This window comes from Alicyclobacillus acidoterrestris (assembly GCF_022674245.1).
Classification (GTDB): domain Bacteria; phylum Bacillota; class Bacilli; order Alicyclobacillales; family Alicyclobacillaceae; genus Alicyclobacillus; species Alicyclobacillus acidoterrestris.
In genome coordinates this window covers 1,606,431-1,632,658 of record NZ_CP080467.1, presented here as the reverse complement: position 1 = coordinate 1,632,658, position 26,228 = coordinate 1,606,431, and the positions used below count along the sequence as shown (strand labels likewise).

General features: G+C 53.3%; 27 protein-coding genes and 1 pseudogene. 11 read left to right on the top strand and 17 right to left on the bottom strand.

Features of this window, described 5'->3' with window-relative positions; translation table 11 throughout:
- Positions 1–21 precede the first annotated feature (21 nt).
- Positions 22–1,176, top strand: coding sequence for a glycosyltransferase (locus K1I37_RS07480; protein ID WP_021297173.1), 1,155 nt, complete (start codon positions 22–24; stop codon positions 1,174–1,176).
- 40 nt (positions 1,177–1,216) lie between these two features.
- On the opposite strand, the gene K1I37_RS07475 is transcribed toward K1I37_RS07480, so the two are convergent.
- The 4 genes from K1I37_RS07475 to K1I37_RS07460 form a co-directional block, all read right to left on the bottom strand.
- Positions 1,217–2,395 carry an acyl-CoA dehydrogenase family protein gene (locus K1I37_RS07475; RefSeq protein ID WP_021297174.1) on the bottom strand — a complete coding sequence of 393 codons (1,179 nt, stop codon included), beginning with the start codon at positions 2,393–2,395 and terminating at the stop codon, positions 1,217–1,219.
- Between the two features lie 155 nt (positions 2,396–2,550).
- The gene (locus K1I37_RS07470) at positions 2,551–3,648 is read right to left on the bottom strand and encodes a phosphodiester glycosidase family protein (protein WP_021297175.1); all 1,098 of its coding nucleotides are present in this window, start codon (positions 3,646–3,648) and stop codon (positions 2,551–2,553) included.
- Positions 3,649–3,867: 219 nt separating this feature from the next.
- Positions 3,868–4,695, bottom strand: coding sequence for a sulfurtransferase (locus tag K1I37_RS07465; protein ID WP_021297176.1), 828 nt, complete (start codon positions 4,693–4,695; stop codon positions 3,868–3,870).
- 66 nt (positions 4,696–4,761) lie between these two features.
- The gene (locus tag K1I37_RS07460; RefSeq protein WP_021297177.1) at positions 4,762–5,544 is read right to left on the bottom strand and encodes an SDR family NAD(P)-dependent oxidoreductase; all 783 of its coding nucleotides are present in this window, start codon (positions 5,542–5,544) and stop codon (positions 4,762–4,764) included.
- A gap of 117 nt (positions 5,545–5,661) precedes the next feature.
- Between K1I37_RS07460 and K1I37_RS07455 the strand changes: the two genes are divergently transcribed.
- Complete coding sequence (locus K1I37_RS07455; RefSeq protein ID WP_021297178.1) at positions 5,662–5,985, top strand: hypothetical protein; 324 nt, start codon at positions 5,662–5,664, stop codon at positions 5,983–5,985.
- Between the two features lie 247 nt (positions 5,986–6,232).
- Here the strand turns inward: K1I37_RS07455 and K1I37_RS07450 are convergent, their stop codons facing one another.
- Positions 6,233–7,150, bottom strand: coding sequence for a hypothetical protein (locus K1I37_RS07450; protein ID WP_021297179.1), 918 nt, complete (start codon positions 7,148–7,150; stop codon positions 6,233–6,235).
- 179 nt (positions 7,151–7,329) lie between these two features.
- Here K1I37_RS07450 and mnmA point away from each other — a divergent pair, with 179 nt between their 5' ends.
- Positions 7,330–8,448, top strand: a complete 1,119-nt coding sequence (gene mnmA / locus K1I37_RS07445) for a tRNA 2-thiouridine(34) synthase MnmA (RefSeq protein WP_021297180.1) — start codon at positions 7,330–7,332, stop codon at positions 8,446–8,448.
- Between the two features lie 203 nt (positions 8,449–8,651).
- On the opposite strand, the gene K1I37_RS21500 is transcribed toward mnmA, so the two are convergent.
- From K1I37_RS21500 to ssuC, 3 genes are all read right to left on the bottom strand, one after another.
- Positions 8,652–8,780, bottom strand: coding sequence for a hypothetical protein (locus K1I37_RS21500; protein WP_021297181.1), 129 nt, complete (start codon positions 8,778–8,780; stop codon positions 8,652–8,654).
- 594 nt (positions 8,781–9,374) lie between these two features.
- Entirely contained in the window at positions 9,375–10,157 is a 783-nt protein-coding gene (locus K1I37_RS07440; protein ID WP_021297182.1) for an ATP-binding cassette domain-containing protein, read from the bottom strand.
- The gene (gene ssuC, locus K1I37_RS07435; protein ID WP_021297183.1) at positions 10,154–10,975 is read right to left on the bottom strand and encodes an aliphatic sulfonate ABC transporter permease SsuC; all 822 of its coding nucleotides are present in this window, start codon (positions 10,973–10,975) and stop codon (positions 10,154–10,156) included. Before ssuC ends, K1I37_RS07440 begins: the two co-directional genes overlap by 4 nt.
- Before the next feature lie 418 nt (positions 10,976–11,393).
- Here ssuC and K1I37_RS07430 point away from each other — a divergent pair, with 418 nt between their 5' ends.
- From K1I37_RS07430 to K1I37_RS07405, 6 genes are all read left to right on the top strand, one after another.
- Positions 11,394–13,013, top strand: a complete 1,620-nt coding sequence (locus K1I37_RS07430; protein WP_021297184.1) for an FAD-dependent oxidoreductase — start codon at positions 11,394–11,396, stop codon at positions 13,011–13,013.
- Positions 13,010–13,375 (top strand): 4Fe-4S dicluster domain-containing protein, encoded by a 366-nt coding sequence (locus K1I37_RS07425; protein ID WP_021297185.1) that lies wholly within the window; start codon positions 13,010–13,012, stop codon positions 13,373–13,375. Before K1I37_RS07430 ends, K1I37_RS07425 begins: the two co-directional genes overlap by 4 nt.
- A 49-nt stretch (positions 13,376–13,424) precedes the next feature.
- Entirely contained in the window at positions 13,425–14,438 is a 1,014-nt protein-coding gene (locus K1I37_RS07420) for an ABC transporter substrate-binding protein (protein WP_081654145.1), read from the top strand.
- 4 nt (positions 14,439–14,442) lie between these two features.
- Positions 14,443–16,044, top strand: coding sequence for an FAD-dependent oxidoreductase (locus K1I37_RS07415; RefSeq protein ID WP_021297187.1), 1,602 nt, complete (start codon positions 14,443–14,445; stop codon positions 16,042–16,044).
- Positions 16,045–16,065: 21 nt separating this feature from the next.
- Positions 16,066–16,398 carry a 4Fe-4S dicluster domain-containing protein gene (locus K1I37_RS07410; protein WP_021297188.1) on the top strand — a complete coding sequence of 111 codons (333 nt, stop codon included), beginning with the start codon at positions 16,066–16,068 and terminating at the stop codon, positions 16,396–16,398.
- A gap of 75 nt (positions 16,399–16,473) precedes the next feature.
- Positions 16,474–17,373 (top strand): LysR family transcriptional regulator, encoded by a 900-nt coding sequence (locus K1I37_RS07405; RefSeq protein ID WP_021297189.1) that lies wholly within the window; start codon positions 16,474–16,476, stop codon positions 17,371–17,373.
- 45 nt (positions 17,374–17,418) lie between these two features.
- On the opposite strand, the gene K1I37_RS07400 is transcribed toward K1I37_RS07405, so the two are convergent.
- The 9 genes and pseudogenes from K1I37_RS07400 to K1I37_RS07365 form a co-directional block, all read right to left on the bottom strand.
- Positions 17,419–17,811: a hypothetical protein gene (locus K1I37_RS07400; protein WP_021297190.1), complete on the bottom strand. Its 393-nt coding sequence runs from the start codon at positions 17,809–17,811 to the stop codon at positions 17,419–17,421.
- A gap of 196 nt (positions 17,812–18,007) precedes the next feature.
- Positions 18,008–18,184 (bottom strand): hypothetical protein, encoded by a 177-nt coding sequence (locus K1I37_RS07395; RefSeq protein ID WP_021297191.1) that lies wholly within the window; start codon positions 18,182–18,184, stop codon positions 18,008–18,010.
- A 66-nt stretch (positions 18,185–18,250) separates the two neighbouring features.
- Positions 18,251–18,766 (bottom strand): DinB family protein, encoded by a 516-nt coding sequence (locus K1I37_RS07390; protein ID WP_021297192.1) that lies wholly within the window; start codon positions 18,764–18,766, stop codon positions 18,251–18,253.
- Positions 18,767–18,801: 35 nt separating this feature from the next.
- Complete coding sequence (locus tag K1I37_RS07385) at positions 18,802–19,338, bottom strand: GrpB family protein (RefSeq protein WP_031218928.1); 537 nt, start codon at positions 19,336–19,338, stop codon at positions 18,802–18,804.
- Between the two features lie 48 nt (positions 19,339–19,386).
- A pseudogene (locus K1I37_RS07380) lies at positions 19,387–19,839 on the bottom strand (hypothetical protein); the annotation flags it as partial.
- Between the two features lie 18 nt (positions 19,840–19,857).
- Positions 19,858–20,700: an MmgE/PrpD family protein gene (locus K1I37_RS07375; RefSeq protein WP_021297195.1), complete on the bottom strand. Its 843-nt coding sequence runs from the start codon at positions 20,698–20,700 to the stop codon at positions 19,858–19,860.
- A 40-nt stretch (positions 20,701–20,740) separates the two neighbouring features.
- The gene (locus tag K1I37_RS07370) at positions 20,741–22,279 is read right to left on the bottom strand and encodes a hydantoinase B/oxoprolinase family protein (RefSeq protein ID WP_021297196.1); all 1,539 of its coding nucleotides are present in this window, start codon (positions 22,277–22,279) and stop codon (positions 20,741–20,743) included.
- Between the two features lie 14 nt (positions 22,280–22,293).
- Positions 22,294–22,518 (bottom strand): hydantoinase B/oxoprolinase family protein, encoded by a 225-nt coding sequence (locus K1I37_RS21495; protein WP_021297197.1) that lies wholly within the window; start codon positions 22,516–22,518, stop codon positions 22,294–22,296.
- A gap of 24 nt (positions 22,519–22,542) precedes the next feature.
- A complete protein-coding gene (locus K1I37_RS07365) occupies positions 22,543–24,237 on the bottom strand; it encodes a hydantoinase/oxoprolinase family protein (RefSeq protein WP_081654148.1) in 1,695 nt (564 codons plus the stop codon).
- On the opposite strand from K1I37_RS07365, the gene K1I37_RS07360 reads away from it, so the two are divergent.
- Together K1I37_RS07360 and K1I37_RS07355 are read left to right on the top strand one after the other, a co-directional pair.
- Positions 24,203–25,030, top strand: a complete 828-nt coding sequence (locus tag K1I37_RS07360; protein ID WP_242215994.1) for a LysR family transcriptional regulator — start codon at positions 24,203–24,205, stop codon at positions 25,028–25,030. The genes K1I37_RS07365 and K1I37_RS07360 overlap by 35 nt on opposite strands.
- A complete protein-coding gene (locus K1I37_RS07355; protein WP_242215927.1) occupies positions 24,985–26,187 on the top strand; it encodes a transposase in 1,203 nt (400 codons plus the stop codon). The genes K1I37_RS07360 and K1I37_RS07355 overlap by 46 nt, the downstream gene beginning before the upstream one ends.
- The last annotated feature ends 41 nt before the right edge of the window (positions 26,188–26,228 follow it).

Sequence of the window (26,228 nt, the reverse complement as noted above, 5' to 3'; positions counted from 1 at the left end):
GTGCAGTTGGAGGCTTACTCTATGTACCCAACCATCGTCATCACTGCCGCCGTTCCCTGGGATGGCATTATCGCGCGGCCCCATCACCTCGCCCGCCAGCTGGCCAGCCGCGGCTGGCCCATCTTGTTTGTGGAGCCACCAGTGACGCTGATTGGTCCGTTTCGCAACCCGGCGTTGCGCGACAGAATGTTACCGAAAAACCCCATTCAAGACGTCGAACGCGACACTGTAGGGCACATTCGCATACTGCAACCGATGACGACACTTCCGTTCTATCATGTGGCTCGGCCCGTCAACCGGTTCAACCAGCGCCTCTTGGCACGGCAAATCCGTCAGCACGAGGCCGGCCCACTCGTTCTCTTCTCCAACTTACCAGGGTCCGTGGACCTCATCCCCTGGCTTCGGCCGATAGCCACCTTCTACGACTGCGTAGACGATCACGGTGCGTTCGGCGGCCTCACCCGCAGCGACGTCATCGAATCGCTCGAAGCGGACATGAGCTATCAGAGCCGCGCGGTATTTGCCACCGCAGATGCCCTCGTGGAAAAGATGGCTTTGTACCACAATGATGTCCATCTCGTCCCCAACGCAGTCGAGCTCGACCACTTTCGGACGGCCGCCAGTGCGACACCACACCCGGAGCTAAGTGACATCAAAGGCCCGCGCGTCGGTTTTATCGGTGGGATTGGGGCGTGGCTCGACTTCGACTTCCTCCACCAACTGGCGACGTCCAGAAGTGACGTCCAATTTGTGTTTATCGGACCGGTCGAGGCGGACGTATCAAAAATCCGATCCCTGCCGAACGTGCATTTCCTCGGCCGCAAACCATACACTGCGTTGCCACAGTTTCTCGCCGGATTTGACGCCTGTCTCTACCCGTTTGCCAATTCCAAGCTCACAGAAAGCGTCAATCCGGTAAAAGTCTATGAATATTTGGCAGCGGACAAAGAAGTCATCGCGACGCCGACGCGAGAACTCAACAAGTTTTCGCAACACGTCTGGCTGACGCCCGATGCCACCGCAGCGGAAAACGCCCTTGCGGCCATCTTGTCCGGAGAAAAACGCAGTACGATGGCGGAACGCGAACCATTTCTGCGCGAACAGACGTGGTCTGCGCGCGCAACGCAAATCGAGTCAATTCTCCTTCATCACCTCCCCGGCAACCGCGCCCACTAAACGTGGTGCGGTTGCAAGGGAAGTTAACCACAAGACCAACCTACTGCCGAAATGGAGACGTACCCGCCTTGGCGAGCATCTTGAAGACGACATCGTCCATCGGTGGGTTGTGTAATCCCGCGCGCACATCCCGGTAATAGCGCTCCAGCGGAAGTCCCTTCGCCAAACTGCGAGCGCCTACTACACGCATAGCCAAATCCACTACCTCGTACGCGGCGTTCGTCGCTTGCGTTTTCGCAGCGCCAAACAATGGGCGCAACGCTGGCCTGTCCGCCTCGGATGCCGAATCCCAGCGGGCGGCGAGATCATACATCAATGTCCGCGCAGAAAGTAACTTCAACTCCATCTGCCCCAGCTTCTCCTCAATGTGTGGAACATCCGCAATCGGATGCGGCAAGCTGTTGGGCTGATACGTCGCCGCAAACTTCATCGCAAAGTCACGCGCCGCAAGTCCGACACCCAAATAGCACGCAGGGATATGTAACAGCCATCCACTACCGTCTCGATTTCTGGCGCTCGGCTCCTTCGGATGTTTGACCGTGACGACATGGGCATCCGGCACAAACACGTCCTCCATCACGATGTCGTGGCTGCCCGTTGCACGCATGCCCAGCGTATTCCAGGTCTCAACGATGGTCACGTCCTGCCCTCGAACAAGAAACTCTCCGACCTCTTCCGAGTTCGCGACGCCAGCGGTCACCAAAATCCAGTCGAGTGCGGGTGACAACGTGCTGAATGTCTTGCGCCCCGTAATCCGGTAGCCCCCGTCGACGCGCGTAGCTGTCGTCTCCGGCCGCCCACCGCGGCTCGGACTCCCCGTCGCCGGTTCACTGGCGCAACTATTGATGAGCCAACCCTTGTCCATCACCGATTCGCAAATGGTCTGAAAAATGGGTTCGGGAAATGCGTGACTCGCGCGCAAGTTGAGAATCATCCCGACATGCCAACCGATGGCGAGCGCCGTCGATCCATCGCCGCGCGCCAACTGCTCCTGATGAAGCAAGAGCTCGCGCAAGGATATCTCCAAGCCGCCGTAAGCCTTCGGTACAGTCCACGTCACATATCCGGACTCGCGCAACGCCTCGATGTTTTCGTGTGGAAACGTGCCTGCTTCGTCATGCTCCGCCGCACGAGCGGCAAACTTGTCGGCAAGCGCCTTTGTGATGCGCAATCTGTCTCGCTGTTCGTCAGATAGCACGAAATAGTCGTCAAAATACATCGTCGTCTTCTCTCCTCCCAGGCAGTTTCAATTGTACCCTGTTTGTCAGGAGACGCCAAAACGGACAGGGCGGTATTTTCCCTGTCCGTCTTTTGAAACGCCGCACCCCGGCGAACGTGATTCACTTCGTGAAACGCATTTCTAACACGCCCAGCTCAACTCAGGTTTGCGTCCGCTGCGGCCTGCTCCGTGGGGAACACCATCCAAGCGTCCGGAAGGTGGCGCTGTCCGTTGGGATCAAGCGTCGAAGGCGAATTGAGAATCTTTCCCTCTGCATACAGTACAGACGAAGACCCGCCATCCATCGCACAGGCGTTCACGGCGTGATACTGCAGCATAATATCCATCACTTGCTTCATGCTGGCACCCAGCGAATGTCCGCCGTGCAAACGGCCGTTGATGACGACAAAAATCACTGTGCCATCCCGCTCCTGGCCAATCGCCGTGCGCGGATCTAATCCCCAGCCACCGTCTCCTTGAGTAATCATCGGCTGTCCGTCAACGACCAGCTCAGGGTGAAACTGCATGGCATCCCGCACACCAATGGCCGACAAATCCGACGGCGTATAGTTGCCCATCACCATGACGCCCTCACTGGTGAAGCCCACTGTCGCCCAACTTGGCGTTTCTTTGGAGGACTGCATCACCTGGCCCCCCACGTACTCCAATCCTACCGGGATACCGCCCCAGCCATTCCCATTCGGATCTTCAAATCCGCTGGCATTGATGCCCGCCACGGCGCCCACGCGTTGTGCCATACTGGTGATGTACTCGCCTGTCGAGCCATGGACCTCTGCCGGCACGAGGCGTACCAATTTTGGATCCGGCACTAACACAACATACCCGGTATATCCATCTTGATGCAGTGGAATCACCTGCACGGGACCGCTGTTCCCCGCATCAATCTTTTTAATGTTATCCACGACGACGTCATTCGGGCTTGACTGTCTGACGGCAATGCCGCTCAGCCCTTTCATAATCTGAGCGTATTCAGCGCGCGTCGTGAGAAAGCGGGCCCACTCGTAATGCCTTGTCGAGGCGACGGTCTCTGCGGCCAAAAGCCGCCAATGCGATCCCCACGATGTGCCAAAAGCCACACCGAGCGCGCCGCCGAAGACCGCGAGCATGGTCACCAACACACCGACGCTCGCCAGCATAAACCGCCGCGCACGACGACGTTTGCGCTTTGTGCGTCGAACATCATGCGATGTATGAAATTGCGGCTGTCCCCGTCGTTCGGGTTGCTGCTGCACGTAGACACGCTCCTCTCTTTGGCAGACCAATCACGTAGACTAAGTACATCGAAATGATTGCGAGACTAGGTTTCTGCCGAAATTCATTCGACGCTTGTAAATTAGACGATAGCCGAACGATTTACGTGACCGACGGCCTCGGAAAAAACACAAAAACGGTGTACCGTGAGCTTCGGGCCCACGGTACACCGTCCAGTATTTCATGTTCGGATGTGCGTATCAAGCGTGATCAATCGGATTATCAGGATAAGATATCCAATCGCTCCAACTTCCAGTGTACAATCGAACATCCTTGGCCCCTGCCAGCTTGAGTGCGAAGATATCCGCGCACGCCGTGACACCTGAACCACAGTACACGACAATCGGGCGCCCTTTCGACATCACTTCGCTAAATCGGCGGAGTTGAATGTGCTCTGGCTTCCACCGCCCATCCTCTGTCAGGCCGTTCTGCCACGGATAGTTCACCGCGCCCGGGATGTGCCCAGCCTTCGAATCAATGGGCTCAAACTCGCCCGTATATCGATCATGCGCCCGGGCATCGACGAGCACCGCATCCCAATCCCCTGTCACAATCCGCCGAACGTCATCGACATCGACCGTCCAGCCGGGATGGACGCGGGCGTCATAGTCGTGATCGACCTTGGGCGGAACCTGTGTCGAACATGCAAAGCCAGCGTTCAGCCACGCCTGGTACCCGCCGTCCAGCACATACACTTCCTCAACACCCACATATCGCACCAACCACCATGCCCGCGTCGCCATACCTTCGCCGCTGTCGTAGACGACGACCGTCGAAGTCGGCGTGACACCTGCCTGGCCGAGTTTGTTGGCGAAAACCTCTGGATCCGGCAACGGATGCCGACCGCCATGCTCATGCAACGCAGACGACAAATCGCGCTCTAAATCAAAGTAATACGCACCCGGAATATGCGACTTCGCGTACATCTGCTGTCCCCATTCCGGGTCGCTGAGGCGAAACCTGCAATCAAAAATCACCAATTCTGGTTCTACGAGCCGCTGATGCAAGTCGTCGGCGGTTATCAACATATCCATGGCCCTCCTTGTACACCCGTGCGCCAACCGCCTTCAAAAACGGTACCGCGCGCCCAACAGTTACTGTCCCTTCCGCGCAACCCGCGTTGCGTCGGCTTGGTCGACCGACTTCAAAATGATGTTGTCGATATTGACGTGCGCTGGCCGCGTCGCCGCAAAGACGATGCAATCCGCTACGTCCTCTGCCGTCAATGGACGAAAACCCTCATACACGCGCGATGCGCGCTCTGTATCGCCATGGAAGCGCACGACGCTGAACTCCGTCTCAACCATGCCAGGGTCGATACTCGTCACCCGCACGGGCTTACCCAACAACTCCTGACGCAACGCACCCGTGATGGCGCGAACGCCAAACTTGGTGGCACAATAGACGCCGCCTCCAGCGTATGCCTCATGTCCCGCGGTGGATCCAAGGTTGATAATATGTCCATCGCCGCTCTCTACAAGATATGGGACAAGGCGTTTGGTCATGCGCAACAGCCCCAGCACATTCGTGTCGAGCATGACTTCCCAATCGTCCTCGTTCGCCCGTTCATCAATGTAATCGACGCCGAGCGCCTTTCCCGCATTGTTGACTAGGACGTTGACCTTGCCGTATTCAGAGACGACGCCTTTGACAAATGCGTCCACCGATTCCTTGTCTGTGACGTCGAGCGACTCTGCAAACGGCTTGACGCCGGTGCGCCGTTGAATATCCTCGACCAGTTTCACCAAGCCATCCTTGCGACGCGCGCCGACTGCGAGTTGAAATCCAGCCTCTGCCAAGCCAACGGCTGTGCTGTATCCAATCCCTGCACTCGCTCCCGTCACGACCGCTACTTTACCCGCTCCAGAAATCGCCATTTTCATTGCCCCTTTTCATTGTTCGAACCTGCGGTTCTCTAGGCTATCGTCTATCACAAAAAGGCGTTTGACCCATACAATGCACCATCGTCACTCGTGCGAAGGAGGCCCCAAACCATGGCATGCCCAGAAGTAGTGACTGGATCCGTCGTCATTCCAGGCGAAGACTACGAACGAATTCAACGGGCGGTGGACAACGGACAGTACCTCTGGCGCCTCAGCCCCGTCCGGACAGCCCAAGAGGTCGGTACGGTACACCTCGGATTGCGCATGAACGACGTCTATACGTTCGTCGAACAGTTCCGAGATCCCGACGATGGCCTCATGCACGCCGTCGTCCGCGTCAAGCACCGTACCTGTACATTCGTCGTCGAACTCTTCCAGCCCGAGAAGCAAGGCCGCGGTGGCATTTGGGTCGTCCTGCAGGTTACGCCTACCTGAACGACCTCGTATGTGCTGTGCGCCGACGCTCGGCGAACCAGTTCCTCCTTTCAATGACCATGAATGACCACGAATGACCACGAATGACCACGAATGACCATGAAAGATGAGGAACTGGTTCGCCAAACCCAAACATTCACAGTTGACGTGCGCCCCGCTCGACCAGCAACCTATCTCTGTCCTGCCGCACTTGCGACAGGTTACCTTTGGAAGTCATTATAGCGCGCAAAGGTACCTGCGGACAGGGTCATTTCATCTTGTCCCACATCGAAGGCGGCAACTTGCCAACGGACTCCATGAGCAGATCATACAGATTTTGCTGCAGTGCTTCTTCCACAGAAATGCCGAGTTTCTCGGCGATATCCGCTAGTGTATAATGATCGCGCCGCAACGAGCGCATCGCCTTTTCCCACTGCTGTAAATGCGGCCCGTGGTAATCGATGAGGAAGGACCACTTCTCTTCGTCGATTTGCAAACAAGCATTGAGCATGTCCGTCACCACGTCCACGGTTGCACCTTGTGCGCCTCGTTCGAACAGGCGCTGGCGAAACACGGTTCGAATCAACGCTTCCTCGGAAAATTCCATCAGGAATGGCGGCATGATATACCCAACGGGCAATTTTGCCCGAGCGGCCTGCATCTGCTCTACGCGATCTTGCTTGGCCAAACGAATGACATTGCGGATGCGCTCGAGTTCTTCGTCGTACTCTGCCGGATTTTTGGCCTCGACAGGAAGTTCGAACCCCCATGGCACATTCGCCCGCTGGCCGCCAGCGATGCGAGTCGGGCGGCCCACAGTGTATGTGACAAGGTGGTCGTAGACGGTCTTCCCAACACCTATGTACAAAAATAACACTGTTTCGCCGCGAATCGGTTCATAGGAGTGCCCTGCGGCCACCATGTTTTGCAAAAAGCGGCTGGTATTGGCCATGTCGCGATACTTGCCGAGATACAAACTCGCCTTGAACGCACTGGACAAGCGGTCTTCATCCGTTGCGCGAAGGGCGATGACGCGACGGGACTGCGCGATGTGCCAGCCTTGCTCTTCATAGCAAATGCGAATAAACTTTTCGATGTTATCCAAATGTTCCTCGATGGGGACGACGTCATGGAGAAACTTCAGGCGGTCGTGCGTGAGAATGGCGGATTTATCAAGCGTAAACAACCAAAGAACCACCTTTCAAGCTACTGCTTACGTTCCCGAGCACCATTCACGTAATCGGCCTCAAAAGCCAGATTAGGCACGCGGGACAAATACAGGATACAATATGTGCGTTACGCGACTGTGAGTTACGCGCAAAGGCGCTTGTTTGATTGTACAAATAGGAACGGGAGGTGGACAAGATGGGGAACAAAAATAGCAGCACGCGGGTTGTCGTCGGCATGTCCGGCGGCGTCGATTCATCTGTGAGTGCGCTGCTGCTCAAGCAGCAGGGCTACGACGTGATCGGCATCTTCATGAAGAATTGGGACGACACGGACGAGTTCGGCCATTGTACGGCCACAGAAGACTTTGAAGACGTCGCCCGCGTCTGCGAGCAAATTGGTATTCCCTACTACGGTGTCAACTTTGAACGCGAATACGAATCTCGCGTTTTTCAATATTTCCTGGAAGAGTATCAAAAGGGGCGCACACCCAACCCAGACGTACTCTGCAATAAAGAAATCAAATTTAAAGAACTTCTGCAGCGAGCACTGGAACTAGGCGCAGATTACCTGGCAACTGGTCACTATGCGCAAGTGCGCAAGGGAGACGACGGACTGGTGCAACTGGTGCGCGGGGCAGACGCCAATAAGGACCAGACGTACTTCCTGCACACGCTGGACCAGGAGCCTCTGTCCCGCGCGATGTTCCCAATTGGCCACATGGAAAAGCCCCGCGTCCGGGAAATCGCCAAGGAGTTTGGTCTGGCAACTGCGACCAAAAAAGACAGCACGGGGATTTGCTTCATTGGCGAAAAGAATTTTCGCGAGTTTCTCAGTCACTATTTGCCGGCGCAGCCAGGGAAAATTGAGGACACAGAAGGCCATGTCATTGGCCAACACGAGGGACTCATGTATTACACGATGGGCCAACGCCGTGGAATCGGGATTGGCGGCATGAACGACCGATCCGGCGAACCATGGTTCGTAGTCGATAAGGATTTAGATAGAAACGTGCTGATTGTGGCACAAGGGTCAGAGCACCCTCGTCTCTTGTCGACAAGCCTGATGGCGAGTCAGTTGTCCTTTGTCAGTGGTCAAGCCCCGTCCGACAAGGAGTTTCGCTGTACGGCAAAATTCCGCTATCGCCAAGAGGACCAAGGCGTCACCGTCCAAATGCGCGAAGGGAACACCTGCAAGGTCGTCTTTGACGAACCCCAACGTGCGATTACACCCGGTCAGTCCGTGGTCTTTTACGATGGCGACGTGTGCCTCGGCGGTGGCATCATCGACTCCCGCGAGCTCGTCCGTCCATCGTAACGCCAAAGCGAGCGCAGCGTAACCTCTTCACAAGCACATTGCCCGGAGCACGCGAAATCCCACATGCTCCGGGCTGTTTTAAAAACGGCACGACGCTATTTAAAGGTCGGTTATAGTTGAAATATTTTCACAATTAACCACGAACATATGGGCGCAGATATGGGGCGCATCCCCTGCATCCTCAGTGGCTACGCAGCAAAGAATCACCAGGACGACGCCAATTCACGTTCCCACGAATCCGCACAGTCGTCACACAGAAACTCGGACTTTTCACTCTGTTCAACAGCCTCTCCACAAATAGCACACTGCTTCTCTGTTTGTTTGCTGTCCATCTGTAAAACCTCCTCATCATCGTATTGTGTATTTTAGTACGATAAGGATGCGTTTTCAACGGATATTTCTGAACATTTTTAAAACAGTTGGGCGAGTGACCGGGGGCGTTGGGCGGGGCCGGCTGGGGGACGGGTGGGCGCATATAAGGAAGAATTTGTGCACTATTCCCGCACTTCCGCTCGATTTGGCCCACTTAAGGCACCTGAAATGCCTTATCTACTGAAATGCCGCCCGATAAAGGCGAAAATCACGGGATTAGTGCAGATTTGATGTCTTATTCGCGCGAAAAGTCACGCCACTGTCTTATTAAGACATCCCGTGCCGGGGAGTCGGCGCTGGGCGTCGGGCGGGGGCCGGGCTGGGGGCGGCGGCCAGGGCGGGCGCATATAAGGTACACAAGGGTGTGGCTGATGCACACCCGCATCGTAATGGAGAGCAGCGCGAGAACGCAGGATGAGGGCATACAGTTTGACGCCCAGAATCAGCATAAACTGAATACCCTCACTCACTGTCGACGATAAATATCCCAAAAAGCAAAAAATAAATGTGGACATAGCGTTTCAATCGCAATATTGGGACGAAATAAATATTGGTCAGGTTGCTGTGGCGGAAGCAGATAAAGTACCTGATTTGATGAAATCCAGAGAGTGCTGTTCAACAGTGGGTGCAAAGAATCGTTCTAAAATCGTGTTTTCGTAGTACAAAAATTGTGTATCTTTCACCCTCGGTCTATCTAGTGGAATGCGCATGTCCATCGCAATCATTCCATGCTCAATGAGAATCACTCTGTCCGCCAATGTGACTGCCTCTTGAATATCATGCGTGACAATCAGCACGGTAAATTGATGAATTTTCCACATGTCCTCGATGAGCCGCTGCATTTCAAGTTTTGTCAAGGCGTCCAACGCACCTAATGGTTCATCCAATAATAGCATTTTCGGGGCAGCAACAAGGGCGCGCGCGAGCGCCACACGTTGCCGCTGACCTCCGGACAACGTGTGCGGCCAACTCTCTCCCTTTGACTCAAGGCCAACCTGCGTAAGAACTTCCTTTGCTCTGCGCCTGTCGGGTTTTTCCATTCCAAGAAGAACATTATCCTCCACCGTTTTCCACGGCAAAATACGAGATTCTTGAAAAAGTACACGAATATCATGGTGAATTCCAGAATGTTCCGTTTCGTCAAATACGATTTTCCCACTTGAAGCTGACTCCAGTCCACTCACCAGACGAAGAAGCGTACTTTTTCCTCCGCCACTCCGCCCTACAATAGCTACGAATTCTCCAGGCTCAATCGATAAATCAATATTGTGAAGGACCGGCTGATTATCATATTCCTTGCAGATATCATCGAGCCTCATCCTTAGCCCCTGTCTCATCGAATTCCCACCTTCACTGGTTTACGCGCCGACCATTTGCGCGTCACGACAACCGGACGCCATTGGATACAACGCCGCTCGAGAACCTTTGCCGCTGTATCCGATAACTTGCCAAGAATCGCATACAGGACAATGCTGAGCACGACCACATCCATTTGCATAAACTCACGAGCATTCATAGCCATATACCCAATGCCAGAAGTTGCTGATACCGTTTCCGCGACAATAAGTGAAATCCACATGATACCCAAAGCAAAGCGAACCCCGACTAGAATCGAAGGCATAGCACCTGGAAGAATCACGTGACGGTATAATTTCACTTGGCGAAACCCATAAACCTGACCCATTTCGATGAGCCCCGGGTCGATGGACCGAATACCGTGAAACGTATTGAGATAAATAGGAAAAAACACACCTAACGCAACCAGAAACACCTTAGCTCCCTCGCCAATGCCAAACCAAATAATGACGAGTGGTATCAATGCCAAATGAGGAACCGTGCGAATCATCTGAATTGTCGTGTCGAGAAAGCGCTCTGCTCGATGCGAAATGCCGTTAATAACACCCAAGACAAACCCAATCGATCCGCCAATTGCAAATCCGACAAACGCACGCTCCGTACTGATACCAATGTTGGTTAGTAATTCTCCGTTCTCAGTCAGTCTAATACCGGCCTCTATCACTTGGAGGGGGGTCGGGAGTATTTGACTTTTGATCAGAGAAAGACTACCGAACACCTGCCAAATGACGACCAATAGAATGGGTAACACCCACGGGACCAACTGTTCACTGGCGTTCTTCGTAACCCGGCTTTGCATCGTATCCTCGCCACCTCGCCATTGTACTTGTGAGAAATCTGTGTTGCGTCGACCATCTAGCCTTCACCTCCTACAAAAAAAGAGACGCACGAATCCATCATTCGCGTGTCTCCAGTAGTCCGGTCGACAAAACATATTTGTTTAGTTGGTTTAATTGACACTGACCTTAACACGTGTTTTACATCATGTCAATCGCAATTATAGAGAGAAAGTTTCTAAGATTTATAAATATTAGAATGTTGACATTTAAGAGATTAACGTGATACGCTCTGCCCAATCGATTAATCCCACAGTTTCTCTGCGTATTGTCAGAATTCCAAATGCTTGGACCGACTGGACAACTGGAGGCCCGAGACTGCTGTCGCATTTTAAGCGAGCGTCTCAGGCCTCCTTTTTATTTTGAGAGGAGGACAATGTAATGAGCAGAGTAAACCGTTTGGATCTGCGCAAAGACCTCGAATTGAACACGTACGCAGACGTCCTGGTCATTGGAGGTGGACCCGCTGGTACGTGGTCGGCTATCCGCGCCGCATCCGAAGGAGCGTCGGTCATTCTCGTCGACAAGGGGTTTTGTGGAACAAGTGGTGCCACTGCGCCATCTGGTACCGGTGTGTGGTATGTAGAGCCGCGAGAAGAAGCGAGACAAAAAGCCATGCAAAGTAGATATTCGCTAGGCGGATTTCTCGCTGAAGAAACGTGGATGCGCAGAGTCCTCGATAGGACATGGGAAAATATGAACGCCATTGCGAGTTGGGGTTATCCATTCCCCTTAGACGACCAAGGCCAGCCACATCTTCGTACATTACAGGGACCTGAATACATGCGCTTAATGAGGCGGCGAGTGTTACAAGCCGGCGTAACGATCTTAGATCACAGTCCAGCTACGACTCTTCTCGTAGATCAACACGGGGTAGCAGGAGCATCCGGAGTGAATATACAAAAAAATCAGAACTGGACAATCCGCTCTAGTGCCGTAGTTATCGCCACGGGTGGCTGTGCGTTCTTGAGCAAGGCGTTAGGATGCAATGTCTTGACGGGTGACGGGTTATTGCTCGCCGCAGAAGCTGGTGCTTCCATGTCGGGCATGGAGTTCTCAAACGCATACGCCATCTGCCCGAAGTTCGCTTCTGTTACGAAAACGGCGTTCTACATCTGGGCTTCCTTCTACCATGAATCGGGTGAGTTAATCGAAGGTGCAGGCTCACAACGCGGCCGATCCGTCATTGCCCGCACACTCCTGTCGGAGCCAGTATTCGCACGTTTGGATAAAGCGACCGACGAGATGAAGGTATGGATGCGACAAGCGCAGCCCAACTTCTTTCTTCCGTTTGATAGAGCCGGAATCGATCCGTTTACGGACCGTTTCGAAGTCACGTTGCGCCTAGAAGGAACCGTCCGTGGCACCGGTGGCATCCGAATCGTGAACGAAGCATGCGCGACGGATGTTCCAGGTTTGTATGCCGCAGGTGATGCCGCAACGAGAGAATTGATTTGCGGCGGATTTACCGGAGGTGGAAGCCACAACGCAGCTTGGGCAATGTCGTCTGGATATTGGTCTGGTGAGGCCGCCGCAAAGTATGCGAAGCAGTTGGGCTCCAAACGTGCTGCTCGAATCGGAACACCCCTCGACCAAGCCAGCGCGCAAGCGCGCAGCGAAGATAACCTGGGCTTATCCACAGACGACGTGGTCAATGCCGTTCAAAACGAAGTCATGCCCTACGATAGAAATTTGTTTCGCACAGCAGAAAGACTAACCGATTCTCTAGGACGTCTGGATAGTCTCTGGCATTACATTCGCCACGAAGCAATGCCTACTGGCACGGCCCTGAAGAGACGTGAAGCACAGGCAATGACAGCGGTATCGAGATGGATGTACCATACGGCACTCGCCCGCAAAGAGACGCGTGGCATGCACCGGCGAGAAGACTTTACAGCACCAAATCCTAATCAACACCATCGCCTCATCACCAAAGGACTAGATGACATTCGCATTGAGACGGAACCTGTTAAGGCGCCATTGGGAGGTGTTTTACTGTGATTGAACTAATCAGCAAATCACTCTGCACAAAATGTAATCTATGTGTCGCAGTCTGCCCTACCAATGTGTTTGACAAAGTCGATGGCAGCCTTCCCATCATTAGCCGCCAGTCGGACTGCCAAACCTGCTTCATGTGCGAGTTGTACTGCCCAGTCGATGCACTTTACGTGGCCCCCGAAGCGGATTGTTCCGTAGAAGTGGAAGAGAACCAGTTAAGTAGCACTGGGGTACTCGGGAGTTATCGTTCGGTAATCGGTTGGAACCCGCGGCGTCCGCTATCTGACGCAAAAGATAAATCATACAAAATGTTTGAAGCCATGGCGCAGTCCGAAGGAATACCCATGTCACCTCCTACTAAATGAAACAGCCATCACATACGTCATAGTGCTATCGAGAAAGGACGGAATTCAGATGACCAAGCGCCTCAATAGATACCCAAGAATGAATTGCACATCTTTGTTAGCATCCACACTGGCTATATCCTTAGCCCTCGCAGGTTGCGGCACAGCGCAACCTGCAGGTAATCACTCGAACGCAAGTGAGGCGTCTAGCACTGCAAGCGTGCTCCGATTTGGATATATCGCGTCTAAAGGCAATACACCGGGTGATCCAATTGGTTGGGCAGTCAAAACGGGCTTGATTAAGAAGTACTACGCACAATTAGGAATTTCTGATATTCAATTTACGCCGTTTGTGAATGGACCTGATTTAGTCGCCGCGTTACAGGGGGGTTCCATCGACGCCGGTGAGTTAGGAGACACCCCAGCAGTGAATGCTGAAGCCAACGGATATCAAAGCGACCTAATCGATTTTACTAACCTAAATCAGGAGGTTTGGTTAGTCACAAAGAAAAATGGACCAAAGACACTGCAGGACTTAAAGGGGCAAACGGTCGCCACATCCCCCGGCTCCTACATGAGTCGCTACTTATTGACGCTACTCAAAAATGAGGGGCTGTCACAGCAAGTGAAAGTTGACCCAATTTACCCCGCGGATGCGGAGTCCGCCCTACAATCTGGCCGCATTGCGGCATACGCAGCGCCCACAGATACCGGTCCACAATTACAACAACTCGGATTCCCCGTGATTGACAAAGCATCCGAACACCAGCTAACCGGAACCAGTGTGACAGTCGCTTCTCCGAAGTTTGTCACTGCGCACCCAAACTTTGCAAAAGCTTGGGTCGAAATGACGGAAGCATCCGTATCGGACATCCGCCAACATGCCGATGAGTACTATCAATTTGCGTCGGATGCTTCTGGATTCCCGGTCGATATTGTCAAGGCATCCTCCCCTATTTCGAATTTACCGACAACACAGTTTCCAACACAAGGGATACAGTCCTTGAACGCCGTCGAGCAATTTTTGCTTCAACAAGGCCTAGCTAAAAACCAATTTTCCATTCAGGACTGGGAAGTGAAATAAATCCATGACAAGCGCTGAAATTCGACTTGATTCCGACGTGTTAATTATTGGCGGTGGCCCCGCAGGTGCGTGGGCTGCTTGGAGTGCGGCCACAAACGGCGCGAAGGTCGTCCTCGTCGACAAAGGATATTTCGGCACAAGTGGCGCCACGGCACCTGGTGGGACAAATTTGCTATACATACCGCCAGAACCGACACTGCGTGAAGATGCCGCGTTACTTCGCTATCGGGAGGGAGGTTATTTATCAGATCCCGCCTGGACGCACCGAGTCATCGATCAAGTATACGAAAACCTAGCTTTCGTCGAATCTTGGGGCTACCCGTTCGTCCGTGACGAAAGCGGGACGCCAATGAGAGATCATCTGCAAGGCCCCGAATACATGCGCCTGATGAGACGGGTCGTCCGACAGACAGGTGTCCAAGTACTAGATCACGCACCAGCGCTAGAACTGCTGGTGGATGCCCACGGCGTCGGCGGGGCTCGAGGAATGATGCGCCAAGCAAAGTGCACATGGGAAGTGCGAGCGAACGCGGTCGTTCTAGCATCGGGTGGCTGCGCATTTCTAAGCAAGAGCCTCGGTTGCAACGTGTTAACAGGAGATGGTCTACTAATGGCTTCCGAAGTTGGCGCACCATTATCAGGTATGGAATTTAGTCGTTCCTATGCGCCGAGTGCCGCCTTCGGTTCTGTTACACGCGGACGCCTTCTCAACTGGGCTACGTACAGTTTAGAAGACGGAACTATCATTGAACCGTCAAGTCATGGGCGCGCAGGAGATATCTTGCCGCACATGTTAATTAAGGGTCCCGTATACGCGGTCCTAGACAAAGCGGATACACCTGAAAAACGCGCCATCCTGCGTAAGTCACACGCCATTTTTTTCGTGCCATATGATCGCGCCGGGATCGACCCATTCACAGAACGCTTTCCTCTCCGCCTCCGCTATGAAGGCACCGTTCGGGGCACTGGCGGAGTTCGACTAGAGCATGAAGATTGCGCCACGTCGGTCGCTGGGCTGTACGCAGCAGGCGATGCCGCATCACGAGAGCGCGTCATGGGCGGCAAATCAGGAGGCGGTGCGTATAATGCCGCTTGGGCTATATCCTCTGGCACATGGGCAGGCCGCGCCGCTGCCGCCTACGCACTCAGTGGACGAGTCAAAGCAAACGGAAGAAGTCTTCGTTCCACAGGACAATTCGGCTTAGACTTAACAGATGCGAATCACAAACAGGAAACAGCTATCACAGACCTCATCCGAGGCGTTCAGAACGAAGTATTCCCCCTACACATTAACTACTTCCGCAGTGAAGCTGGACTAAGTCAATCGATGCAGAGGTTAAACCAACTGTGGACACAGGCAAAACAACAGTCCGCACACAACTTACGCGACAGAATTCGGCTGCGAGAAGCTCTTGCGATGGTTCTAGCGGCACGTTGGATGTACAGTGCAGCGTTAGCTAGAAAAGAGACACGAGGCATGCACACACTGGCCGAATATCCTGACATAGACCAAACACTTGGCCATCGCCTGACGGTCTCTGGATTTGACGACATCATTGTTCAACCGGAGTCGTCGGAGCCAACCCGAGTATGCCAGTCGACATAAAGTCTGTTGGAGGAATGATTCATGATTGAATTGGTGAGTAACGAACGCTGTATCAAATGCGGTATTTGCGTTAAAGTCTGCCCAACTGACGTATTCGATATGGACGAGAACAGCTTCCCTACTATCGCCCGACAAGATGATTGTCAAACCTGCTTTATGTGTGAAGCGTATTGCCCCGTCGACGCACTGTTCGTTTCCCCTTTTGCAGACGAAGTTGTTACAGTCAATGAAAAAGAACTGATCTCGACGAGCACCCTCGGCAGTTGGCGTCGAACAATCGGTTGGGGAAAGGGCCGCACGAAGTTGGCAGCAGAAGACACTACACCATTTATTGATAGAATTTTGCCGCGATGACGTTTGATATGTCGTGAGCATCATTGGTGAAGAGAGGTGGTATAATGCAAAGTACTGGCATGGGGTGATTTCGCGATGGATACAAAAGATTTACAACTATTTCTGGCGGTAGCGCGCAATAAGTCCATCTCTCGGACGGCAGAACAACTGTTCATGTCACAATCGACAGTAACCACTCGGCTCCAGCGATTGGAACGCGACATTGGCTACCAACTGTTTGACAGGACGCCGAATGGCGTTCAGTTAACACCAGCCGGGCGCGGTTTTCTTCCGCTCGCTGAGCAGATGGTGTCGATTGAGCGGCAAATGATTGAGCCCGCAAAACAACCTAGGCGGACGCTGCGAGTCATGTCCGGGCGAGCCTTCGTGTCGACTGACGTCCCCATGTGCCTGCATCGTATTGTCGAATTGGAGGACGTGCGCCTGAAGGTTCGAATGGGGCTTTATGTAGACATGGTTGATGCTTTAATCAACAGCCAAGTGGATTTTTGCTTTCTTGGTGAGCCCGTGTACCACCCGCGCGTACGGCTGATTGAATTTCCAGACGACGCGATTGACCTGGTGGTTCCAGCGAACCATCCATTTACCCAGGACTTCCCGGGAATTCACGCCATCGCATCCGAACCGTTCATTGCGTTTAGCGATTCCACCGCGCCATTTCGCAAACGCGTGACCATGCTGTTGGCAAAACATGACTTATACCCGGATGTTCGCATGGAATTAGACAGCATCGACGGCATTAAGGCAATGGTCGCCCAAGGCCTCGGCGTCTCTCTCTTACCCCGTCGCACACTTGTCGATGCCGCCAGCAAAGGCTGTGCCGCGATTCCCGTCAACGACGAATCCTTTCGGCGTCCGACGTTGCTCGCCTACCCAGACATCCTGGAAGATGAGCCGCTTACCAAGCGGTTTATTCAAGTTGTGAGTGAACACTACCATCATCAAGCGCGTTTCCATCACGACAGCTCGGTGTAAGGTCGTCCGGGGCGATCCACGCACACCGCCCTCTGGCTCAATCCCTCAAGGGGCTTGATGCAGCACCGCCTGTTGGTACCACTGGGCAAGCGCTGTACTCACCTGATAGCGAACCACTTTTGCGTCAAAAGGCCCCACATAGATCTCTTGGTGATGGATTTCTGGCGTGCCGCGATGTTCCATCGCAACCTGCACGTCACAAGTGGATGTCGTGCGAGCAGAAATCCTTAAGGCGAGTTCACCATCTCTTGCTCGAAACGTGACATCCCAGTTACCGCCCGGTTTGCGTGTATAGGCAATTCGTCCATCAAACGTCGCCACAGTATCGATGATATCCTCCACAAGTGTCACCAATTTCTCGTGCGTTTGGGTCACCGCTGACATCCCATCCACCATAGGCTTTTCGCCGTCATTTGCTCGACTGTCCAGATTGCCCACTCCCCCTACGAAATTATAACTCCTTCGAATGTAACAGATTTGCGGCGTTTGTGCAGGCATTTGCCCCGTCGGAGAACATTCCCCATCACCCACATCGACGTCCACATACGAACATACGAAAATGGGGACCCCTTCCGACAGAAGAAGTCCCCACAATCCGATTGCTTGGAATCAGACAAAATATATGAGCGTGCGCCTATTCCGTGGCTTTCGTCAAAGCGTGTTCCCAAGAGGGGAAGTAGTAGAGTGCGCTGCGCATAATCTCTGGATGCTGTTTCTTAACATCTTTCTTGGATAACTGACCGCCGTGTTCCTCGAACAACTGTTTGATTTGAGTGAGAATCGTATCCGCGCTTTCAAGTGGTTGTTGCATTGCTATCAACCTTCCTTTCCAGTGGATAGACTCATTGTTCCCAGAATTATTAGAAACGAAACCCATTTACAAATATCGCGCCCGCAGAATACGCATGTGATGCTCCACATGCCCTAGAATGATGCATGCTGCCGCAAGCACGGTCACAGGGTGGCTTCTCGCCACCCCCGTCTTTCTCAAGTCCTCATGTGTCAAGGTTTGAATCAAAGAACGTGTCGATTGTCTCACAGTCTTCCATTCTTCTAATATTTCGCGTAGCGGTCGAAGATGAAACTTCCCCTGAATCACACATTGCGCTAGATTCAGAGGAGGAATTGGTGCGGAATACCCGCGTGCCATGCAAAAAATTTGATAACCGAACATCCGCTCAGCGTCACTCAAATGTCCAATGATTTCTTTGACACTCCACTTTCCGTCCGCGTAACGAAACTCACCTTCGCGCTCGGACAATCCAGCAATTTGCGCGTAAACGGATTCCATTTGTGTTTGATAAACTTGGTGCAAATCCCCCGTTGGCACGAGATCGATGTATTGTCCGAAATACGCTTCATAGTCACTAGGCAACGGGCGTTCTGTGATCACGCTACCCCACTCCTCTTTTCAAATTCCGTATGACATCATGCGTTGCGCCATCTGTACGCCTTACGAAGTATCGCTGCAATGAGTGGGCCCTTACGGGACGTATACGTTGTTCGGTCGTGACTATATTGGGATGCTAAAGTCATTTTCAGCGAGGCGTAGGCCTTCGCGTCGGATTCGTGATGTCGCAAGTAATCGCGAAACAGAACATGCTTCGTCCATTGCTCCCCATCTTTTGCGACAACGCTCAAATGGAATTGCGCCCGCGGTACCCCTTTACGGAAAAATAGGCGACCGGCAATTCCCGCGTCGCCTCGGAAAACGTATCCAAGCTGCTCCAAAGTCCGAATATCACACACCGAAAACTGCTTGAGACTGCGCACGCCGACAATGATGTCGATGATGGGCTTCGCACAAAGTCCAGGCACAGACGTGCTGCCAACGTGCTGGATGTCCAAAGCCACGTCACCCAATGCCTCTGCGAGAACCTTCTGTTCACGTTCAAATCGAGATCGCCACGTGGGAGTGTAGTCGTGAAGTTCTACCCAGTCGGCATCATAACGCCGTTCATCCATGTCCAATGTACAGGCCTCCCGTGCATGGGTTCACTCAATCGGGGTTCCTCAAATCGCTTGAACCTGTTGCATGAATTCGTTCAGGCTTGTGACGTCATCAAGTGTCGCAATCGCACGTAGACAAAGCTCATTTCTCCTCTGTACGTCCGGAATCGGCTGCAACAGTTGCGTCCATTTCCAAGCGAGTTGCTCTGTCGTCAACGGCATTCCCGCATCTCCAGGCGTTTCATCCACCGTCTCCTCCAGCACATTTGTTCCCGTACTCACCTGAACGCGTGTCGCCCATTGCCGAGGATAAGCATTCGAGAGCTCTTCATCAGGCACCACGGTCACTTTGTTCATAAACGCCATCATTTCTTCCGTACCCAAGATCTCTCCCCGGTTGATATCGTATAACCCGGATGGATGGTAAACCGATAAAGCCAACTGATAGGAAACGCTGGAGAGAGAGGACAATCGACTGGTGGGCGGGTGATCGATCATCCTACAGAACGCCGTCGGGACATAGACAAAAACGTGTTAAACGTCTTCCCTCGAAACGCCCTGTTTTGTCAGAATCGCGCGCAGGCCTTCGATAGCCGGGATGACTTGTTTGGCAGAACAATACGGTTTCAGGCTGGTCTGATAAATTTCGACTGCTTCGTGCAAATCAGCGCGCAATCTTTCAGTATCTACTTGGATGCCGTACATACGCTGGAACCAACGACTATCGATGGCTGCTGGTTCGCCTGTAAAGCCATTCGCCGCTACCATGGCTGCCACACAGCCAGATCTGGTCGCACCGATGGATAAGTTGAGCGCAAGGGCAAGTGCATGCTGTACTTGCGCCTGTGGCAACCGCAGTTGCCTAGCGCTGACGGCAGCGGCACCGAAAGCGGCGCAAAAAAGCGTACTCCAAATTCCCTGATAGACGATACGCGCACCATCTATCGCCATTCCCAATTTGCTCATGACTTCGTAGCCAATGAGTATGGAGTCCAAGAAATCGCACATCGCGTTTTTTGATGTAGATGTATCAGTAAACAGTTCGCAGGCCGTCGGAACGATGACAGACGCGGGCGTAATACAGGACGCTAGGTGAATGTCATCAACCTCGGTTAACCGAATTGTAGCACTTTTTAGCAGTAGTCGGTCTAATAGATTCTGCTCATCGAACCCAAACGGAACAGGTGACGTGCGGGCTACTGGTTGGCTTGCCGCCCGCACAAACATTCGCTCGCGCAGCGCACGTCCCTCATCTGTACACGCCCCCGCTGCGTAAGCGATGAGCGCATCGATGGTGTGAAGTGCCGCCTCCCGCCTATCTGCATCAGAAAAGCGACACCCCACAATATACTCTGATAAATTCGCTAGGAATGACACAACATCGCCTCCCGGAACAAAGACAACAGAGGGCCGCTGCCTATCGCGCGGCCCCGTACCCACATGCCGATGACTCGCCAGACATGCGACGCAGATGGTTCGTGCCATCAACATCGATGGAACCGTCCTCGCAAAGAACCACGCCATAGTCGGTGCGCGCACAATCCAGGCTGACAAATTCCTCTAGGACGTCAAGACGCACGCGTTCGACATCCCGTTCAAATGGGTTGCCCCAGCCACCGCCGCCCGGCGTGCGCACAAGTACTTCCGATCCCGCCGGAACCGCATGCCGCACGACATCCACACTGCGCCACACCGTCTCTCCCGGCAACTTCAGTAGATAATCGGATACCTCCCCGGGCTTGCCGCCCCACAGTCCCCAAGGCGGACATTGACTGCGGCGGCCTTGCGAGAGATTCCACTGAACTTCCGTTACATTGCGAATCCGCACATCGAAGCCGAGGCCGCCGCGAAACGTTCCGGCGCCACCAGAGTCCTGGCGCAAACGCCGCTCTTCCACAATCACGGGCGCCTTGATTTCGATACTCTCAATGGGCGCGTTGCGAACATCGCCCTGACAAACCGACACAGCCGCCGATTCCCCATCCTCGTGCGGACGGCCACCCCAGCCGCCGCCCTCAATGCCCTGGAGTACAAACGGTTTATTCGTTCTTGGATCCACGCCAAAACAGGTAATAGATCCCCCAAGTGTGCCAAAGTGCGCCACCGGAATCTGTTCTGGAATGGCGTTTGCCAACGCAGCCAGCACGGTATCTATCACGGTCGGCAGAATGATGCTCCATTTCGCCATCGGACTGGGGTACCGGGCCATCATGATATTGCCTTCAGGAATCACGACCCGAAGGGCTCGGAAGGAGCCTTCGTTGACCGGATCGAACGGCGCAGTTAAAGCTTTGTACGCAACCATGGCCCCAGCCAGTGTGCGAGAGTTGATAGCCCCTTTACGCGCTTGCGAACACCCGGATAAATCGATGGTCATCGCTTCCCCATCGACGATGACACGCGCATGAATGCGGACGGGCTCCGTCAAATTGTCCCCGTCATTGTCCAAAAACGATTCGGCTTCGTACACGCCATCCGGAATGTTCGCGATGACCTTGCGGCACCGCTCCTCTGTCTTCGCAAAAATGAGTTCAAGGTACGCCATAACCGTATCCCGCCCATATTTGGAAAACAGCTCAGAAAGCCTGCGCTCGGCCAAGTGGCAGGCCGCAATTTGTGCACGCATATCCCCTAGCGAGGAATTCGGGTAGCGGATGTTGTCGTTCAGGATAGCCATCAAAGTCTCGTTGACACGCCCGGCCTCGTATATTTTAAGCTGATTGAGTTGTAACCCTTCCATCCACGGATCACCAATCTTCACACCCCCACCAAATCCCGTGCTCAGGCCGCCGACATCCATCCAATGCGCGCGCACCATCGCAAAACCTATCAACGCTTCGTCATAAAAAAATGGCGTATAGATGACGATGTTATTCAAATGCTGGCCTGCGACCGCCTGGTGATTGGTTATGAGTACGTCCCCTGGGTAAAAACCGTCCTCTTTGTATTTCGCCATTGCGTCTTTGATAATCAGGCCAGGTCTGCAACAAAGTGCGAGACGCCCCCCAGGTTTTGCGAGATGAGACGGCCTTTTTTATCCACGAGCGCACAGCAATAATCTCTGACTTCATACACCATCATGTTATAAGAGGCCCGCTGCAGATCTGCGGACATCTCGTTCGAAATCGCGGGCAGTGCGTTGCGAATCACTTCCAAGGTCACTGGATCCACCTGTTGGCGCATCACCTCACGCATCTTTGCCACCTCCCACTGAAATCACTAACTCACCAGTTTGACTGACAGTACAAATGTCTCCTTGATAAATGACCGTGGTTGACGCGTATTCCTGAACGAGCGCAGGACCTGCCAACACGTAATTCGGCGGCAAACTATCCCGCTCGTAGACCGGGCATTCAATCGGATGTTCACCATCTCCACCGGCTCATGGGGTGCTTGGTGACCAAACCGCTGCTGATGAATGTTATCAAAGGCATCGTGAATCTCCTGAATGCGAGCCTGCCGAAGCTGTTCATCCGAAACGGGCACGGAGAGTGTAAACTCCTGACCGACATAGCGCACATCGAGACAGGTTTGGTAAACGACGGTTGCGGTGGTCATCGATTCACTTTGAACCACTCCCCTGGCTTCCGCCAGCATGTCGTCGTGAACCTTGACGAGCTGTTCGAAGTCGATGTCCTCCAGCGCCCCGTAGTACGTTCGAACAAAGTCGTGTTTTTCATCCGTCAGGAGCATGCCAATTGCCGAGAAGTGCGCGGGAAAACGCGGAATAATCACCGTCGGGATATGAAGTTCGCGCGCGATGGCGAGTGCGCTCAACGGACCTGCGCCGCCGGAGGCGACAAGTGCGAATTCACGAGGGTCATATCCCTTTTCTACGGAAACCTGCCGGACAGCGAGCGACATGTTGTTGATGGCGATTTGAATCACGGCTTGAGCCGCTTGGTACACGCCAATATGTAACACGTCTGCTAGCTTGCGCTGAATTCCCTGAATCGCCGATAGCTCATCCAGCTTCAAATCGCCACCCAAGAAATCCTGTGCACCAACTCTACCCAAAACGACAAATGCATCGGTGAACGTCGGTTCAGAACCGCCTTTGCCGTAACAAATCGGTGCGGGATCAGCCCCCGCACTCTGCGGTCCCACACGCAGCGTACCGACTTCGTCAATCCACGCAATGCTTCCCCCGCCCGTGCCAACCTCGACGACATCAACGACCGGAATCATCACCGCATGGCCACTCGCATAGCCACCGATGTAGTACATTTCGGACATCATGACTTCACCGGCGCGAATTAAGCTGGCCTTCGCAATCGTCCCGCCCATATCAAACGCGATGATATTCATATGTCCCAACGACCGGCCAATCTCCGCAGACGCGATAATTCCTCCGACTGGACCCGATTCCATCATGTTTACGGGCCTCTTCGCAGCAATTTCAGGAGCCATAATCCCGCCGTTGGATTGCATAATGGAGAAATGTCCCGCGAATCCAATTCCATTCATTTTGCTACTCAATTCGTTGATGTAGCGGCTGACTTTGGGGCCTACATAGGCATTTAACACGGTCGTCGACGTCCGTTCATACTCTCGATACGCGCGAAGAATTTCATGAGACAGCGAAACGTAACAGTCCGGCAAACGCGATCGAATGATTTTGCCGACGCGTTCCTCGTGCGCCGGATTGGCGTAGGAATGGAGAAAACACACCGCCACAGCCTCGACCTGGTGCTCCGACAACTTTTGGCAAAGCGCCTCTATCTCCCCTTCGTCAATCGGCGTCCATTCGTCGCCGTTCGCAAGCATCCTGCCCGTCACCTCAAACGTCAGGTGTCTTGGCACCAGCGGCCGAGGGCGATGGAAAAAGAAGTGGTACGCGTCTGGCCGATTGCCTCTGCCAATTCGGTAGATATCCCGCGTGCCGCGGGTCGAAATCGCCTTGTTGGAAACCACGATTCACCGCCTACGCGTGTTTAAAACAGTGGTCGAATGTGGGGGGTTTAGTGCTGCCGCGCGTCAGTTGCAGATGACCCAGCCGACCATCAGCGCACACATTAAGGCACTCGAACAAGAGTTATCCAAGTCCCTCTTTCTCCGCGCACCCGGACGTACACCCGAGTTGACGGAAGCAGGACATCTCCTCTACTCGTATTCGCTCGATATCGAGCGGAAAACCAGTCAAGTCGAGCAAGCCATCCACAGACTCATCGAAACGCAAAACACGATTTCGGTCGTCGCGCAACGAAATATTGCAAACAACCTACTTCCTCCGTATCTCGCGTCATTCTCGAAGGCACACCCCAGCGTAAATATCGTCTTATATAGTCAAACGCACGATGTGGTGACGGAATACGTTCGCCACGGAAAAGCCGATCTCGGCCTCATTATGGCGCTTGGCCAGATAGAGGGCCTATGTTCGGACACGCTCACACAAGAGAGCCTCGAGATTGTGGTGGGACCGTCACACGCATTATCGCGACACAAAGTCATATGTCCCAACGAGTTAGCGTACTATCCGTTCATCGGTGGAATTCGTGCATCTACCCACGCCAAGATGATTGATTTGTATTTGAGCGTTTTGCAGATTTATAAACTCCCGCAGGGCAAGGGTTCTGAGGGCATGAAAAAGGACTTCACCCCAACCTTCGAGAAAATTTCAAGTAACCCAAACCAGAAATTTTCGAGGAGGGAAGTCCCACTATGTATATTCTCCAACCATCGCTCTTTTCCTTTGAAGACTGGTTAGAAATTGACTCCAGCGATCGTCTGCCCTTGTTCTTTGCTGTCTTGGATTTACAACCCTATGCTTCAAAATTGAGAAAACAGTCACCCCAAGGCGCGAAACCTATGAATCGTGAAGCGATTCTGCGTGCATTGCTGGCTGCTCCGCTTGAAGGAATCTCAACGTTCACAAGGCTTCATGAACGGTTGGCGCTAGATATATGCTTTCGCTACCAGTGTGGGTTTCGAATCGACGAAGCAGCCCCGTCGGTCTCCACACTGAGTCGCGTGTTTTCAGCCGTTGTTGAGTTGGGTCTCGCTGAGAAGCTCTTCATTGACCTGGTTAGTCAATGTAAAGAAGCGAGCATCATCAACGGACGCCATTTGGCTGTGGACAGTGCCGCCGTGAAGTCCTACGAGAAAAAACAACCTAAGTCCAAGAGCCAGGAAACGGGCAATGCCAACTGGGGCGCAAAATACGATACCTTTGGCAACAAGCTTGCTTGGTTCGGATACAAATTCCACTTGGCTGTGGACACCGCGAGTGAACTGCCAGTTGCTTTGGATGTCACACCAGCGAACGTCTTTGATGGTGAGATGGCGGCGCCATTGCTGGAACACGTCGTGACGACGCACGGTTGGAAAATCGACTTTGTCATGATGGATGCTGGATATGATCAAGTCAAAAACTATGAAACGGTTCGTCAATATGGTGCACAGGCGATTATCGCGATGAACAAGCGCGGTGAAAAAGAACCGCCTGAAGGAATCGCATCGGACGGGACGCCGCGTTGCACGATGGGATATAACATGGTGTATTGGGGTGCGGACGGTGACCGACTAAAGTTTCGCTGTCCGCACGCGGTTGGGAAGGTGGATTGTCCGCTTGGAATCGCGGCATGTTCCGAATCCAACTACGGTATGGTGGTCAAAAAGCGGATCACAGAAGATATTCGGCGGTACTGCACACCACACCGAGGCACGCAGAATTGGAAGTTGTTATACAACGAGCGAACTGCTGTAGAGCGTTGCAACGCAAGGCTTAAGACAAATTTGACGGCAAACGACGTCCATGTCCGAGGCATCCGAAAAGTAAAGGCGTACATGTTCCTCAACGCGATCGTGTTACTTGCATCGGCACTAGCTGTGAACCATATCGAACGACACAAGAAAACTGCATAAATCATAACAAGTTGACCTGATGAGACACGGCGCAAGAATAC